The organism is Clostridium sp. B9, from assembly GCF_050509515.1.
GTDB lineage: Bacteria > Bacillota > Clostridia > Clostridiales > Clostridiaceae > Sarcina.
The window spans coordinates 1,262,057-1,278,459 of the sequence record NZ_JBNWKA010000003.1; the positions used below are offsets into that span (position 1 = coordinate 1,262,057).

Consider the following 16,403-nt stretch of genomic DNA (forward strand, 5'->3'; position numbering starts at 1 on the left):
TCTAATTTTAAGAATAGGATCTGATTTTAAATTAATGTCTACTTAAAACAGAACCTAATAGTAAGAAAGGATGATTACTTATGAAAAGGATTCTTATAATTGAAGATACAGATACTATAAGAGAAGAACTTACAAAGTTACTTGCTAGATATGGCTATGATGTTTTAGCTCCAACAGACTTTGAAAATATACTAGAATATGTAAAAGAAAATAATGCTGATTTAATACTTTTAGATATAAATCTTCCATACTTTGATGGATATCATATTTGTAGAGAAATTAGAAAAGATTCAAATGTACCTATAATAATAGTTACAAGTAGAGACAGTGATATGGATGAAATCATGAGCATGAATCTAGGTGCTGATGATTTCATAACTAAACCATATAATACTCAAGTTTTATTAGCTAGAATAGGATCAATATTAAGAAGAACATATTCATTAGCAGAGCAAGAAGTTTTAACTTACGGAGACTTAAAGCTTAATTTATCTAATGGAACTATCTCTTGTAATGGAAAAGAAGAGGAGTTAACTAAAAATGAACTTAAAATCTTAGCTTGTCTTTTAAAAAGCAAAGGTAATGTTGTTTCAAGAGAAGATTTAATGGATTATATGTGGAATTCAGATATTTTTGTTGATGATAATACTTTATCTGTAAATGTAACTAGATTAAGAAAGAAGTTGGAAGAAGTTGGAATGAAAGGTGCTATAGAGACTAGAAGAGGATTAGGATACATAATGCCATGAAAATAAAGGATTATTTAGAAGATAAATTATTTTTTTTAATAGTTAATCTATTGATTTTTGCTACAGTAACTGTAATTTTATATTTAGGAAGAATTGGATCTGCAATAATATTCTTAATTGGGTGCATATGGTTTATTCCTCTAATCAGTTATATAGTTTTAGATTTTTTTAAAAGTAAGAAGTATTATGATGAGATAGATTCTGCTTTGAAAAATTTAGATAGAAAATATTTATTACCGGAGGTTGTAGAAGAACCTAATTTTTATCATGGAAAGTTTCTTTATGAAGTTTTGAAGGAAACAGATAAAGATATGCATGAGCATGTTAATAGCTTTAAAGTTAAACAAAAGGAATATAGGGAGTACATAGAAACTTGGGTTCATGAAATAAAAACACCCATAGCTTCAATAGATCTTATTTTAGAAAATAGCGATAGTGAGGCAGCTAGTGGAGTGAAAAGAGAAATTAAGAAGGTTGAAGGATACATAGATCAAGTTTTATATTATGCTAGAAGTACAGATGTTAGCAAAGATTACTTAATTAAAGAATTTTCTTTAATTAAAAGTATTAGAAATGTAATAAAGAGAAATTCAAGGGATTTTATAAATAAGAGAATTGCTCTAGAATTACAAAACTTTGACTATGTAGTTTATAGCGATGAAAAGTGGGTTGAGTTTATATTAAGCCAAATAATAAATAATACAATAAAATATACACCTAATAATGGAAAAGTGAGTGTATTTGCAGAGCAAAACAAAAATAGTATCATTTTAAAGGTCAAAGATAGTGGAGTTGGAATACCAGAAAAAGATTTAGGACGGGTTTTTGAAAAAGGATTTACTGGAGAGAATGGTAGAAGATTTACTAAATCTACAGGAATAGGTCTTTATCTTTGTAAAAATCTTTGTGATAAGCTTGGTCTTGGAATAAGAATTTATTCAAAAGAAAATGAAGGAACAGAAGTTAGTTTGGTATTTCCAATAGGAGATGCTTTATTAGCTAAGTAATTATTATAAGAGGCAATGTCAAATATTAATTTTGAATTGCCTCTTTATTTTATCTTACAATATTGTAATGTAAGTGAAAGATAAATAAATATGTGATATTTATTATTTAGGATAAAATAAGTTTGTAAGATGAAACGAGGAGGAAATAAAAATGAAAAATGTTTTAAGTGTTGAAAATATAGAGAAGTATTATGGAAATAAAGATAATATAACAAAGGCTATTGATGGGATTAATTTTAAAGTTGATAAAGGTGAGTTCGTTGGAATAATGGGACCATCAGGAAGTGGTAAAACAACATTACTTAATTGTATATCAACTATAGATACTGTAACTACAGGAAACATAGTTATTAACGGAAAAGATATTACAAAATTAAAGTCAAAACAATTAGAAAAGTTTAGAAGAGATGAATTAGGATTTATATTCCAAGATTTTAATCTTTTAGATACATTAACAGCTTATGAAAATATAGCATTAGCTTTAACGATTCAAGGTAGAAAACCAAAGGAAATTGATGAACTTATAAATAAGGTTGCTGATAATTTAGGGATTAAAGAGATATTAAATAAGTTTCCATATCAAATATCAGGGGGACAAAAACAGAGAGTTGCATCAGCAAGAGCAATAGTTACTAATCCAGCTTTAATATTAGCAGATGAACCAACTGGGGCTTTAGATTCAAAATCAGCTAGAATGCTTTTAGATTCTTTTGAGAATTTAAATAAGGAACTTGAAGCAACAATACTTATGGTTACTCATGATGCCTTTACTGCAAGTTATGCACATAGAATATTATTTATAAAGGACGGAAAAATATTCAATGAACTTGTTAGAGGAACAGATTCAAGAAAAGAGTTCTTTGATAGAATAATTGAGGTTATAACACTTCTTGGAGGTGACAGTAGAGATGTATTTTAAGATTGCATTAAGTAATGTTAGAAAGAGTTTTAAGGATTATTCGATTTATTTTCTAACACTTACATTAGGCGTGTGTATATTCTATGCTTTCAACTCTATAGGAGATCAGAAAGCTTTTTTAGAAATAGGAACAAAACAAGCTGAGTACATAAAAGTATTACAAGGTTTAATATCAGGAATATCAGTATTTATATCATGTGTTTTAGGTGGATTAATTCTTTATGCAAATAATTTTTTAGTTAGAAAACGTAAAAAAGAATTGGGATTATATATGACTTTAGGTATGGGGAAAAATAAAATATCTAAAATACTTACATATGAAACAGCATTAGTTGGGATTATTTCTTTAATCATAGGATTAGGAATTGGAATAATACTTTCACAAGGTATTTCAGCTTTTGCAGCAAAACTTTTCCAAGTTCCATTAAGTAACTACAAATTCTTATTATCAACAGATGCTATTATAAAAACTGTATTGTATTTTGGAATAATATTTGTATTAGTTATGGTTTTAAATACTATTGTAATTTCAAAATATAAACTTATAGATATGTTAACAGCATCTAGAAAAAGTGAAGATATAAAGATTAAAAATCCAATACTAACAGCTATAATATTTTTATTATCACTAGCTATTTTAGGAAGTGCTTATGGAATAGTAATAAAAGTAGGATTAAATCCAAGTAATAGTATGTTTTGGATTTCAGTGATATTAGGCGTTATAGGAACATTATTATTATTCTTTAGCTTAGCTGGGTTTACTTTATTTATATTTCAAAAGAATAAAAATTTATATTTAAAAAAGCTTAATATTTTTGTATTAAGACAAATAAATAGTAAAATAAATACAAACTTTATATCAATGACAGTAATATGCCTTATGTTGTTTTTAACAATAAGTACATTATCAACTGGATTAAGCTTTAAGAATGCTTTAGAAAAGGGATTAGAAGCAACAACACCTTTTGATGCATCAGTAATGTATTTTCCAGATAAAGATAATAAAATAAAAACAGCAGAGGAATCAATAAAAAAACTGGGATTTAAATTTAATCCAGGAGATAAAATTGCAGATTATAGTGAGTATAATTTGGATAATACAAATATTAATATATTATTAGAAAAAAATGCTACAACATCTGAAGTAAAGAAAAATGCAAGTAATTTATTTTCTTATGGAGTAAATGCCATAAGTATTAGTGATTATAATAAAATAATCGAATTAAATGGTGAAAAGGCAATAAAGCTAAAAAATAACCAAGTTTTAATTTCTTCAAATTCTGATAAATTAAAAGATACATTGAATAATATTATAAAAAATAAAAGTACATTAAATATAGCTGGTAAGGAATATGAGATAGATAATAAAGAAGCTACTGGGAAAAATGAAGTTATAGATCGATCACTTGAAAGTACTAGTATAGCAAGTAATTTCTTAACTTTAATAGTTCCTGATGATGTGGTTAATGATTTAGATCCAATATTCAATAAGATCAATATTAATTTCGTAGATAAGCAAGAAGAAGTAAGAGTACAAAAGTTATTTAGTGATTACAGAGATGGAAAGATTGATACTGATGAATACGGATTTATTAATGGATACACAAGAACAGCTATATTTGAAGAAAGTAACGGTATTACAAGTATGATATTATTTATAGCTATTTATTTAGGAATAATATTCCTAATAACAAGTACAGCAGTTTTAGCTCTTCAACAATTATCAGAAGCTAGTGATAGTGTAGAAAGATATAAATCATTAAAGAGAATAGGTGTAACTGAGAAAATGATAAATAAGTCAATATTTACACAAATAAGTATTTATTTTGGGCTACCATTAATAGTGTCATTAGTACATTCAGTAGTTGCAATAAAAGTAGTTAATGAATTCTTAGCTATGTTTAATAAACCAGATATTGGTGCTTCATCATTGATAACAGCTTTAATAATGATAATTATCTATGGCGGATACTTCTATGCAACATATACAGGATATAAATCAACAGTAAAAAATGCTTTGAAACAAAAATAAAGAAAAAAACTAAGCCTTGATGGGCTTAGTTTTTTTATTAATAACATATTAAAAAAATATTAATTTTAAAAAGAAAAATAAGTAGTATAATTTATTTAAATTATAAGGAAATATAGAATTACCATGAAATAAAAATAATTAAGTGGGTATTTTAGGGGGATTAAAATGAGTAATTTTGAGGTTTATAAGTTCAATATGTTAGAAAATGAATATTGGTATGGTCCAATAGTTAATGATGGGTGTAAGTATCCTTTAAGCAGGGAATCAGTTTATGAAGTTAATTTATATCCAAATGAAAGCCCAAATCAAGTGAATACTATTTTATTATCTAATAAGGGAAGATATATATGGTGCGAAAGTGGTTTCAAGTTATCGGTTTTAAATGGAGAGATAGAGATTAAAAGTGAATTGGATTCACCTAAATTATATATAGGTGGAACTACATTAAAAGAAGCATTTTTACATGCAATAAATAATTTCATGAAACCTAGTGGAAAAGTGCCACCAAAAATATTTTTTACAAGTCCTCAGTATAATACTTGGATAGAATTACTTTATAATCAAAATGAAGAGGGTATATTAAATTATGCAAATTCAGTTTTAAAAAATAATATGCCTGTTGGAATAATAATGATTGATGATGGTTGGAGTGACTATTATGGTAAATGGAGGTTTAATAAAGAAAAATTTAAAAATCCTAAGAAAATGATAGAAAAATTACATGATTTAGGATTTAAGGTTATGCTTTGGACTTGTCCGTTTATAACACCAGATACTCAAGAGTTTAGATATTTAAGAGAAAAAGATTGTTTAGTAAAGAATAGATATGGAAATGTAGATATTAAAAAATGGTGGAATGGATATTCAGCAGTCTTAGATTTAAGTAATCCAGAAGCAGTCAAGTGGTACTGTGACCAAAATGATTATTTAGTTAGTGAATATGGAATTGATGGATTTAAGTTCGATGCAGGAGATGCAAGTTTTTATAATAATGATGATTTAACTTATGGAAGTGTAACGGCTAATGAACAAAGTAGATTATGGGCAGAGATAGGCTTGAGATATGAGTTTAATGAATTCAGATCTTGTTTTAAATGTGCAGGTTTACCTCTTGTTCAAAGATTAGCCGACAAGAATCATAGCTGGGAATATAATGGAGTAAAATCGCTTATTCCAAATCAACTAACTCAAGGGTTGTTAGGATATTCCTATACTTGTCCTGATTTAATTGGGGGAGGAGAGTATACGAATTTTTTAGAAAATAGCAATAATTTAGATCAAGAATTAATTGTTAGATATGCTCAATGTTCAGCATTAACACCTATGATGCAATTTTCAGTAGCACCATGGAGGGTTTTATCAAAGCAAAACCTTGAACTTTGCATAGAAGCGGCTTGGAAACATGTTGAGTATTCAGAATATATATGGGAATTAGCTAAAAAGGCTAGTAATACAGGCGAGCCTATAATAAGATTTATGGAGTATGAATTTCCTAATGAAGGTTTTGAGAAAATAAATGATCAATTTATGTTAGGTGATAAATATTTGGTAGCACCTGTAGTTTGTAAAGGTATAAAAAAAAGAACTGTAAAGTTTCCTAAGGGAATGTGGAGGTCTGAGCATGGAGAAGATATCATTGGTGGAGTAATAAAGGAATTTGATGCCCAAATAAATATGCTTTTAGTTTTTGAAAAAATAGAAAATTAAAATAAAAAGAATTTTTATAAATCTCTTAAATGTTACATTTATGAAACATTTAAGAGATTGTTTTGTATATATTCTCTTTTATACTTAGAGAGTAAAATATTTCAGAAAATGTTTACAGAAGATTTGAGGAGTATTTTGCAAACACATATATATAATTAAATAGGAGGATTTATATGAATACAATTAGTAATTTTTTTGGACTTCATAAGAAGCCTGTTTCTGTACCAATGGAGCAGCAAAGAAAACAATGGTTTAAGGAGTTTTTAAAAGCTTTCTTTGTAGTATTTGTGGTTTATGCTTGTATGTATTTAGTAAGAAATAACTTCAAAGCAGCTCAACCACTTTTAAAAGAGCAATTAGGATATACTACATCTGAGCTTGGATACATAGGGTTTGGATTCTCAATAACATATGCAATAGGAAAAACATTATTAGGATATGTTATTGACGGTAGAAATGCAAAACGTATAGTTTCATTCTTACTAGCAATGTCAGCCGCTATGGTTTTAATAATTGGACTTTTATTATTAAATGGTAAACAACCATCAGGAATTATATTATTATTTTGGGGATTAAGTGGATTCTTCCAAGCACCAGGTGGTCCTTCATCATATTCAACAATTTCAAGATGGACACCTACTGTTAAAAGAGGTAGATATTTAGGATTTTGGAATATGTCTCATAACATAGGGGGAGCACTTGCAGGTATATTAGCATTATGGGGAGCAAATACTTTCTTCCACGGTAATGTAGCAGGTATGTTTATAGTACCAGCAATTATAACACTTGTAGTTGGTATAGTATTTATGTTCATCGGTAAAGATGAACCAGAAGAGTTAGGCTGGAATAGAGTTGAAGAAATATTTGACGAACCAGTAGCTAACGATAACATAGAAAGTGAATCTATGAGTAAATTTGAAATATTCAAAAAGTATGTTTTAAAGAACCCATGGATTTGGATACTTTGTGTAGCTAACGTTTTTGTTTACATAGTACGTATAGGAATAGATAACTGGGCACCACTTTATGTTACAGAACATTTAGGATTTGGAATGGGAGATGCAGTTGATACAATCTTCTATTTTGAAATGGGAGCACTTTTAGGAAGTATGACTTGGGGATATTTATCAGACCTTTTAAAAGGTAGAAGAGCTATACTTGCTGCTTTTTGTTTAGGAATAACTGCTTTTGCAGTACTTGGATATAGATATGCAACTAGTGTTGTAATGGTAAATACATCATTATTCTTCTTAGGAGCATTAATATTTGGACCACAACTTCTGATTGGTATATCCATTGTTGGATTCTCGCCTAAGAAGGCCACAACTGTAACAAATGGTTTAAGTGGTACATTTGGATATCTTTTTGGAGATTCAACTGCTAAGGTTGCATTAGCTAAAATAGCAGATCCAAAGTCAAATGGAATAACTTTATTTGGATTCAATCTTCATGGCTGGAATGATGTTTTCGTAGTATTCTACGCAGCTCTTATCATAGGAGTTTTATTACTTTTAGTTGTAGCTTATGGAGAAGAAAAGAGACTTAAAGCACTTAAAGCAGAAAGAGAAATGAACGCACAAAAGTTAGCTGGCTAACATAATAAATCAATATAAATATAATTAAATTAATATAGGTTAAATGTTTATCTTAATATAAAAAGCATCAAAGTTTTGAGCTCAACTCATTACTTTGATGCTTTTAAATTGTTTATTTTAACTTTTAAGCTCTGTTTTAAATAAGGTTGATTCTAGCGATATATTCAGAGCTAACTTTTAAAATATAATAACTTTTTAAAAGTTTATACTTCGTAGTCTACTACAACTCTTGAGCAGGCTGCTTTTCTTACGAATGTTGCTACATTTAAATGCTCAGGATGTTTTTGGTATGTATTTAAATCATCCATAGTTTTGAATGTTGAATAAAGAACAACATCATAAGCTTGTTCTGATGGGTTTAGGTTTATACCAACTTCTATATCAATTATTTCATCAACTTTTCCTTTTAATCCTTCTAAAGAATCTTTTATTATCTTAGCGCTTTCAGCTTTTGATTTTCCTTCAACATCTTCTTGAAGTTTCCACATTACTATATGTTTTATCATAAAAAATCACTCCTTATAAAATTTTGTCTACAAACTAATTATATATTATCTGTTATAAGAATATAAATATTAAGATGGGTTTTAACTTAATTTTTTATTGAGTCCATGTTTAAAAATATATTATTAGTGATTTTGCTAATTTAATGACTGTTTTAAAGGGGGATGTGTTATGAATAGAAGAAAGATAGGAGCTTTATTATGTGGAGCTTTTATGATGAATTTAGTTCAAGTTCCTATGAATACTATGGCTAATGAAAGTTTAGTAAAAAATAAAGCTGAGTATATCAATTTAGCTTTGGACAAAGATGTTAACGTTTCAGGTTTAGAGGTATCTAATAGTTGGATGGGTGATAAGGCTGTAGATGGAGATTACGTTACAGAAGATTCTAGATGGTCAAGTGGAGAAGTAACATCTATAAGTCCACAATGGCTTGTTGTAGATTTAGGGGAAGAGTATGTTATAGACCATATAAATGTTAGGTGGCAAAATTTTGCTTATGCAACTGAGTTTAAGATACAAACTTCTTCTGATAATGAGACTTGGAAGGATGTAACTGAAAATTTAACTAATCCTGTAGGGAAAAATGTAGTAGATAGAAATAAGGTTAATAGAATTGATTTTGAAAATGAAGAATCAGCAAGATATGTTCGAATATATATAACAAAAAGAAATGAATGGAAAAGTGTAAGTCTTAGAGAATTTGAAATCATGGGATATAAACTTTTTAAAGGGAATGTAGCACAAGGCAAAGAAACAAGAGAGTCAGGGATTGAAAATAATAATCCAAGTTGGACTTCTAAAAAAATAGTAGATGGCGATATTACTTCAGATGATTCAAGATGGGCAAGTCCTACTATGCCTGTAGAACCTACAGATAATACTCATCAATGGGTTTATGTTGATTTTGGGAAAATATTAGAAATTGAAAGTGCTAAGGTGCATTGGTATAAAAAAGCTTTTGCCGAAGACTATAGTATAGAGGTTTCAGATGATGGTGAGCAATGGAGAGAAGTTAAAAGAGTAAGAAATAATCCAAGTGATGAAATGAATAAGGTTGATGAAATAATTTTTGACCAAAAAGAAAATGCAAGGTATTTAAGGATTTATGTAAGAGAAAGAAATGGAAATGCCTATAATAATGTATCTATAAGGGAGTTAGAGGTAGAGGGAACAGAAAAAATAGTTCCAGATTTTGAACTAACTTTAGAACAAGTTGCCAATACAATTACTTCTTTGCCAGAAGTTAATGTGAGTGATAATATGGTTAAATTACCAGAAGTACCAGAAGGATTTGGAATTAGATTAAAGGGAAGTGAGTTTGAAAATATAATTACTCATGAAGGAGAGATAACAGATTCTAATATTGAAGATAGAGATGTAAGTCTTTTATTAGAGATATATAAAGAGGATAATCCTGAAAAAACAGTTGAGAAAAGTTTAATTTTAAATGTTCCAGAAAAAACTTCTTTAAATTCAGAGTTATTTCCACCAGTAGAAAATGGGAATAAGGAGCCAAAAGTAATTCCAAGTCTTCAAGAATGGTATGGACTTAATGGAAACTTTACATTAACTGAAAACTCTAGAATATTAATAAATGATAAAAACAATGTAGATTTGATAAAGGTTGCTAAGTTATTTAATGAGAGTTTAAAAGATTTTAAAGGAGTCGAGCTTGAGGTCTTAGAGGTTGAATCAGATAATGATGTTAAGCCTGGAGATATTTATATAGAGTCTCAATTAGATGATCAGTATGAAGTTGGAGAAGAGGGCTACTTAACTGAGGTTAAAGATTCTATAAAAATATATTCAAGTTACTATACTGGTGCCTTATATGGAACTACTACATTACTTCAAATATTATGGCAAGATGAAAATCATGATAAGATTCCTTGTGGAGTTATGAGAGATTTCCCAAAATATGAGGTAAGAGGAGCTATGTTGGATGTAGCAAGAATGCCTATGAGAATGGAGTTTTTAGAAGACTATTCAAAGATATTGTCATGGTATAAGATAAATGAATTCCATTTGCACCTAAATGATAATCAATGGGCACCATCTGGAACAAATTATAATAAGCCGGAAAGTTGGGATTCTGTCTATAATGCTTTTAGGTTGGAAAGTAAAAATCACCCGGGATTAAAGCCTAGTAATAATGATTTAAATGATCCTTACTATACACAAGAGGAATATATAAATCTACAGTTAGATGCTATGGACAGAGGTATGGAAGTTGTATCAGAAATAGATACTCCAGCACACTCACTTCCTTTCACAAAATATATGAGAGAAAAAGGAACACCAATAAATTCTGAAAATTATTGGTTTGATCATATAGATATAGATAGTAAAGAGGGTGCTGATTTTATAAAAGAGATACTAGGAGAATTTGTAGATGAAGAAAATCCTGTTTTCTTAGGAGATACAGTTCATTTAGGAATAGATGAATATGATACAAGAGTTGGTGATAGATTTAGAAAATATGCTGCTGATATGTCGCAGTATTTAATTGATAATGGAAAAACTCCAAGAGTATGGGGTTCATTAAAGCCTTTTGGAGGAGATACTATGCTTCCAAAGGAAACTGTTATAGATGTTTGGAGCTTAGGTTGGGAAGATCCTAAGGCTAGAATTGATGAAGGATATAAATTGGTAAATGTGCCTCAGCCATATACTTATATAACTCCATCAAGATGGCATAAAGACTTTATGGATACTCAATATGTTTATAACAATTGGGAGCCAGTTCAATTTAATGATAATACATTCTTACCATTAGGAGAGCCAAATCTTTTAGGTGGAAAAATGGCTATATGGGGAGATGAATCCATGGAAGGAATAGTAGAGGCTGATTTACATGAAAGACTAATGCCTGCTATTGCTACATTAAGTGAGAAAACATGGAGAGGAAATAAAGAAGATAGTGATTACACTGAGTTTATGAAAACTTTTAATAGTTTAGATGAAGGACCTAATACAGAGGTTTCAAGAGAAATAGAAAGTAAGAGTGACCTAGTTGTTGATTATAACTTTGAATATGGGGAAGAGGCTACAGATAAGAGTGGAAATGAGTATCATGGAAATGTTCAAAATGGAGTGATTGAAAGTGAAGATTCCAATAAATATTTAAAGTTTAATGGGGATACATTACTTGAAACACCACTAAAAGCCCTAGCTTATCCATATACAATTTCATTTGATGTTAAGGTAGATGAAATTGGTAGTGTTATGAATCTTTTCTCAGGATATGAAGGAGAGTTAAGGGTTTTAGAAGATGGAACTTTAGGAATAAGAAGAAGCTTTTATGAGCAAGAATTTGATTACAAGATACCTGAAGGTGAATGGACAAAGTTAACTTTAGTTGGTACTTTTGAAGGACTATCATTATATGTAAATGGAGAGTTTGTAGAGCAACTTCATAGTTACAGAAGACATGATAATAATATTATAAGTGGACAGGAGTTCTTAACTACCTTCGTTTTACCTTTAGAAAAAATAGGTGATGGTTTAGTAGGGGGAATAGATAACATTAAACTTCACAATAGAGTTTTATCAGATGAACAAATTGCAGGAAATGAAAATTATAAAGTTAACTTAGCTTGTGGAAAGGATGCGTATTCTTCTTCTAATGATTTGTTATATACAAAAGAATGGAGAGCTACAGATGGGGATATTAAAAATGAAGGGTCTAAATGGGTATCCAAGAATTCAGATAACCAATGGCTTATGGTTGATTTAGGTGAAATTAAGGAGATTAATGAATTATTAGTTAGATGGGTAAATTCGGCTAAAGACTTTAACGTTGAGGTATCAGAAGATGGAGATAATTGGAATAAAATTTCTAGTTTAAGTAATAATTCTGAAAAAATAAACTCTATAACATTTGAAGATGCGAGTGCTAGGTATGTAAGAATTAATTGTACTAAGAGAAACAATAATGCTTCATATTCAGTTCTAGAACTAGAGGTTTATGGACCTCAAGAAAAGGAAGGGATAATTGGAGATTTTAATGGAAATGGTTTTGTAGACTTAGGGGATTTATCATTAGTATCTAAATATTATGGTCAAGAAAAAGAAGAGTGGGATTTAGATGGAGATAAAATCATCACAGAATATGAGTTAACATTTATATCAGATAAGATACTAGAGTAATTTTTATAAGGAGTTGAATCAAAGCTTAATAATAAAACTTACAGACAGATTAAGGGAAGAGTTAGGATTCACTTAATATTGTCTATAAGTTTTATTTAAAAGTTGTTTTGGTACAACTCCTTATAATTTTTTTATTTGTATCGGTAGAATTTTAAAAATTAAATCTTTGTGATATTTTTATATATAAGAGAATTTAGAGTGCTTGGAGGAAACTTATTATGAAGTGTGAGAAAATAATTTATACACCAGGACCAACTAATGCAAGTGAAAATGTTAGAATGGCAAGGGCCTTAAAAACAACAAATCCAGATATAGATGTAGAATTTGTTGAGTTTTATAAAGAAACTTGTGAAAAGTTTGGTGAAATTATAAATACAAAGAATCAGTGTTATATACTTTGTGGAGAAGGTATTTTAGGATTAGAAGCAGCATGTGCTTCATTAACTGAAAAAGGAGATAAGGTTTTAGTTATTGATAATGGTCTTTATGGAAGATGGTTTGATGGCTTTGTAAGTATGTATGGTGGAGAAGTTACTTACTTTACAGGAGACTATAAAAAAGAAATAGATATTGAAGCTTTATCTAAATTTTTAGAAGGAAATCATGAATTTAAATATGCAACTGTGGTTCATTGTGATACGCCAACTGGAGTATTGAATCCAATTGATAAAATTTGTCCATTATTAAAAAGTTACGGAATATTAACTGTGGTAGATTCAGTATCTGCAATGGTTGGTGAAGAACTTAAAGTTGATGAATGGAAGGTTGATATAGCTATAGGCGGATCACAAAAAGCATTTTCAGCACAACCAGGTTTAACTATGGTAAGTATAAGCAAAGATGCAAGTAAAGCTATGGAAAATAGGGAATCTCCAGTTATAGGTTTCTACTGTAATTTAAATATATGGAAAGATTATTATAAAAATAAGTGGTTTCCATACACAATGCCAATAAGTGATATTATTTCTTTAAGAACTGCTATAGATAATATATTAGAAGAAGGAAAAGAAAATGTGATTTTAAGACATAAAAAAATTGGGGAAGCAACAAGAACTGCATTAAAAGAGTACGGATTAAACTTATTCTTAGGAAATGGATATTCAAATACAGTTACAGCAGTTGAAATTCCAAGTGAAATAGGAGCTTTAAATCTAAAAAAATATTTAGATAAAGAATATAATTTACTAATGTCTACATCATTAGATAAGTATGAAGATAAGCTTTTAAGAATAGGACATATGGGAGAAAATGCAAGACTAGAAGGAATAGTGTATGCACTAAATTCAATAGATATGTCTTTAAAAGCTTTAGGATTTAAAAGTGAAAAGAACTTAGTTGAATTATTTATGAAAAATATTTAATTATTAGCTCTGTTTAGAGAGGGTGTTGATTCTAGATATATCTTCAGGCCTAACTTAATTTCGCAAAGAGTTTCTATTTTCTATTTCAGAATAATAGCTAAAGCTTTTAAACTCGCTATCGCTCAAACAGAAAAAGCTTCTTAACGCTATTAGTCTTCCATAGACAATGAAACTCTAATTGCTAATTAAGATGGCCTTTCATCTATATCTAGAATCAACACTGGGTTAAAACAGAGTAAAATAAGAATATAAATTAATAATTACTTTACACATAAATACTTAGTAAGGATGAAATTATCTTTATTAAGTATTTTTTTGCAAAAATTTAATAGGAGGTTTAAAGGCAATCTATAAAGAAATGATATTATCTATAAAATGGGAAAATAGGAGGGTTTATGAAAAAAGTTATTAAGATAATATTGTTTGGGTTGATTGGAGTATTAATATTTTCTTTAGTTATTTTTATGGTATTTAAAGTGAAAAATAATGTAGTTAATAAATTAAGTGTTCTTGAGAAGATTTTTGTAGGCAGTGGAGAAGATGAAAATGAATTGAGTGGAGGTTTTCCATATAATGTAGAATTTTTAGATTATAATATAATCATAAATTCAGTTAAAGTATTTGAAGACTATGCATTATTTGATTATTCAGTAGAAAAAATTGATGGAGGTTATGTAAATACGACTGATGTTAATATTACTGGAAGAGTTGATTTTGAAGGAATAGAGTTCTATATAGCTCCAAATGAAGTTAAAAGAACATGGGAATATTCTAGTGTGCGTAGTATTTCAACTGGAGAAATAATTGCTAAACAGAATAAGGATTCACCAGCAAAGTTAAGTTTTTTAATTAATGCTAGATCTAAGGATGGTAGTTATATATCAAAGGATGTATCAATAAAAGAAGAGGTTTATGTAACGGATGAAGATTATTTAAGTTTAAATAAAAAGGTTGAGTTTAATGATGTTAGCTTTGAAATTAGGAGCTTAGCAAATTTTGAGTTTGGTTCATTAATGTATATTTTTGTGGGTAATAAAGATGAAGAAGAATGTAAAAGAATTGCAAGACAGTATGATATAAAATTAGTAAGTGGAGATTATGAAAAGAGTTTTGATTTAGAAAAATGGGTTGGATTCAGTGAGTTAGCTATAAGAAAATATAGTAGTATTGATGATAGATATGATGAAAATTCACAAAATGATCAATTCTTTATGTCAAGAATGTTTTATGATTTAGATGATGTTGATAGAGAAAATATGAAGATATATATTATTAATAAAGAAACAGGAGAAGAAATTAGAGTTATATAAAATTTAAAAATATTTAGAATAGAAAACCTCAAAAAGGGAAAAATTAAATTGTATTAAGGTTTATTGAATAATAAATTTAATTAAACCTAAATTGTATTTTGAGGTGAATATTATGGAGTTAAAAGGAAGTAAAACAGAAAAAAATCTTATGACTGCCTTTGCAGGAGAATCACAAGCTAGAAATAAATATACTTATTATGCTTCAAAAGCTAGAAAAGAAGGATACAATAAAATAGCTGATGTTTTTGAGGAAACAGCACACAATGAAATGGCTCATGCTAAGATTTGGTTTAAATTTTTACATGATGGAGAAGTTGGAGATACTGTAGATAACTTAAAGGATGCAGCTGGTGGAGAAAATTATGAGTGGACGGATATGTATGCTCATTTTGCTAAAGAAGCAAGAGAAGAAGGCTTTAATGACATAGCATTTCTTTTAGAAAAGGTTGGAGAAATAGAAAAACATCATGAAGCTAGATATTTAGAATTACATAACTTATTAAAGAATGGAGAGATATTCAAGAAGGAAGAAAAACAATTATGGAGATGTCAAAACTGTGGTTTCATTTTAGAATCAACAGTTGCACCAGAGAAGTGTCCAGTTTGTCATCATCCTAAGGCATTCTTTGAAATAGTTTGTGAGAAATACTAATAATCAAAATGTCAGTTGAAGTTTATAAAATACAATTTCAAAGCATTTAATGAGAATAAAGCAATTTATCATAGAATTTAACTTCTTCCGCAAATTAGTCTAAATTAAGACTGTGATAAATAAATTTATTCTTTTTAAATAAATACTAGGTCAACTTGGCCGAGAAGTCAGAGGCTTTTAATAAAAAAGGTCTCTGACTTTTTTAGTTTAGTTATATTTTAAATCAATGCCAATTTAAAATAGAGATTAAAGTTTAGAAGAACTTTTTAATTAATTTAAAGTATTAAAAATATGACACATAAAACTAACATTTCTCCACTTTACACTTAAGTGCTTATAAGATATCTTTAAAATATAGAATTTAGATGAATCTAATGAGGAGAAGCTGATAAAAAACAGCTCTAAAGATTTATTT

General features: G+C 28.7%; 11 protein-coding genes. 10 read left to right on the forward strand and 1 reads right to left on the reverse strand.

Going from position 1 to position 16,403, the window contains the following annotated elements:
* The first annotated feature begins 80 nt into the window (after positions 1-80).
* The 6 genes from ACQZHJ_RS05695 (at position 81) to uhpT (ending at position 8,009) form a co-directional block, all read left to right on the forward strand.
* The gene (locus ACQZHJ_RS05695) at positions 81-749 is read left to right on the forward strand and encodes a response regulator transcription factor (RefSeq protein WP_430484575.1); all 669 of its coding nucleotides are present in this window, start codon (positions 81-83) and stop codon (positions 747-749) included.
* Positions 746-1,756, forward strand: coding sequence for a sensor histidine kinase (locus tag ACQZHJ_RS05700; RefSeq protein ID WP_430484576.1), 1,011 nt, complete (start codon positions 746-748; stop codon positions 1,754-1,756). Before ACQZHJ_RS05695 ends, ACQZHJ_RS05700 begins: the two co-directional genes overlap by 4 nt.
* Positions 1,757-1,907: 151 nt before the next feature.
* Positions 1,908-2,675: an ABC transporter ATP-binding protein gene (locus ACQZHJ_RS05705; RefSeq protein WP_430484577.1), complete on the forward strand. Its 768-nt coding sequence runs from the start codon at positions 1,908-1,910 to the stop codon at positions 2,673-2,675.
* Complete coding sequence (locus ACQZHJ_RS05710; RefSeq protein ID WP_430484578.1) at positions 2,665-4,707, forward strand: FtsX-like permease family protein; 2,043 nt, start codon at positions 2,665-2,667, stop codon at positions 4,705-4,707. The genes ACQZHJ_RS05705 and ACQZHJ_RS05710 overlap by 11 nt, the downstream gene beginning before the upstream one ends.
* Positions 4,708-4,872: 165 nt before the next feature.
* Positions 4,873-6,414, forward strand: a complete 1,542-nt coding sequence (locus tag ACQZHJ_RS05715; protein ID WP_430484579.1) for a glycoside hydrolase family 31 protein — start codon at positions 4,873-4,875, stop codon at positions 6,412-6,414.
* Between the two features lie 173 nt (positions 6,415-6,587).
* A complete protein-coding gene (gene uhpT, locus ACQZHJ_RS05720; RefSeq protein ID WP_430484580.1) occupies positions 6,588-8,009 on the forward strand; it encodes a hexose-6-phosphate:phosphate antiporter in 1,422 nt (473 codons plus the stop codon).
* A gap of 203 nt (positions 8,010-8,212) precedes the next feature.
* Here the strand turns inward: uhpT and ACQZHJ_RS05725 are convergent, their stop codons facing one another.
* Positions 8,213-8,515, reverse strand: coding sequence for a Dabb family protein (locus ACQZHJ_RS05725; RefSeq protein ID WP_430484581.1), 303 nt, complete (start codon positions 8,513-8,515; stop codon positions 8,213-8,215).
* Positions 8,516-8,684: 169 nt separating this feature from the next.
* On the opposite strand from ACQZHJ_RS05725, the gene ACQZHJ_RS05730 reads away from it, so the two are divergent.
* The 4 genes from ACQZHJ_RS05730 to rbr all read left to right on the forward strand — a co-directional run bounded on the left by ACQZHJ_RS05730 (position 8,685) and on the right by rbr (position 15,988).
* Positions 8,685-12,665, forward strand: a complete 3,981-nt coding sequence (locus tag ACQZHJ_RS05730; RefSeq protein ID WP_430484582.1) for a discoidin domain-containing protein — start codon at positions 8,685-8,687, stop codon at positions 12,663-12,665.
* 218 nt (positions 12,666-12,883) lie between these two features.
* On the forward strand, positions 12,884-14,026 hold the full coding sequence (locus tag ACQZHJ_RS05735; RefSeq protein WP_430484583.1) for a pyridoxal-phosphate-dependent aminotransferase family protein: 1,143 nt from the start codon (positions 12,884-12,886) through the stop codon (positions 14,024-14,026).
* A gap of 395 nt (positions 14,027-14,421) precedes the next feature.
* Positions 14,422-15,336, forward strand: coding sequence for a hypothetical protein (locus ACQZHJ_RS05740; protein WP_430484584.1), 915 nt, complete (start codon positions 14,422-14,424; stop codon positions 15,334-15,336).
* Between the two features lie 112 nt (positions 15,337-15,448).
* Positions 15,449-15,988, forward strand: a complete 540-nt coding sequence (gene rbr / locus ACQZHJ_RS05745) for a rubrerythrin (protein WP_430484585.1) — start codon at positions 15,449-15,451, stop codon at positions 15,986-15,988.
* Positions 15,989-16,403 lie beyond the last annotated feature (415 nt).

Excerpts from the sequence above, each read along its gene's own strand:
- ACQZHJ_RS05695 (WP_430484575.1), top strand. The coding sequence starts at position 81 with ATGAAAAGGATTCTTATAATTGAAGATACAGATACTATAAGAGAAGAA.
- ACQZHJ_RS05700 (WP_430484576.1), top strand. The coding sequence starts at position 746 with ATGAAAATAAAGGATTATTTAGAAGATAAATTATTTTTTTTAATAGTT.
- ACQZHJ_RS05705 (WP_430484577.1), top strand. The coding sequence starts at position 1,908 with ATGAAAAATGTTTTAAGTGTTGAAAATATAGAGAAGTATTATGGAAAT.
- ACQZHJ_RS05710 (WP_430484578.1), top strand. The coding sequence starts at position 2,665 with ATGTATTTTAAGATTGCATTAAGTAATGTTAGAAAGAGTTTTAAGGAT.
- ACQZHJ_RS05715 (WP_430484579.1), top strand. The coding sequence starts at position 4,873 with ATGAGTAATTTTGAGGTTTATAAGTTCAATATGTTAGAAAATGAATAT.
- uhpT (WP_430484580.1), top strand. The coding sequence starts at position 6,588 with ATGAATACAATTAGTAATTTTTTTGGACTTCATAAGAAGCCTGTTTCT.
- ACQZHJ_RS05725 (WP_430484581.1), bottom strand. The coding sequence starts at position 8,515 with ATGATAAAACATATAGTAATGTGGAAACTTCAAGAAGATGTTGAAGGA.
- ACQZHJ_RS05730 (WP_430484582.1), top strand. The coding sequence starts at position 8,685 with ATGAATAGAAGAAAGATAGGAGCTTTATTATGTGGAGCTTTTATGATG.
- ACQZHJ_RS05735 (WP_430484583.1), top strand. The coding sequence starts at position 12,884 with ATGAAGTGTGAGAAAATAATTTATACACCAGGACCAACTAATGCAAGT.
- ACQZHJ_RS05740 (WP_430484584.1), top strand. The coding sequence starts at position 14,422 with ATGAAAAAAGTTATTAAGATAATATTGTTTGGGTTGATTGGAGTATTA.
- rbr (WP_430484585.1), top strand. The coding sequence starts at position 15,449 with ATGGAGTTAAAAGGAAGTAAAACAGAAAAAAATCTTATGACTGCCTTT.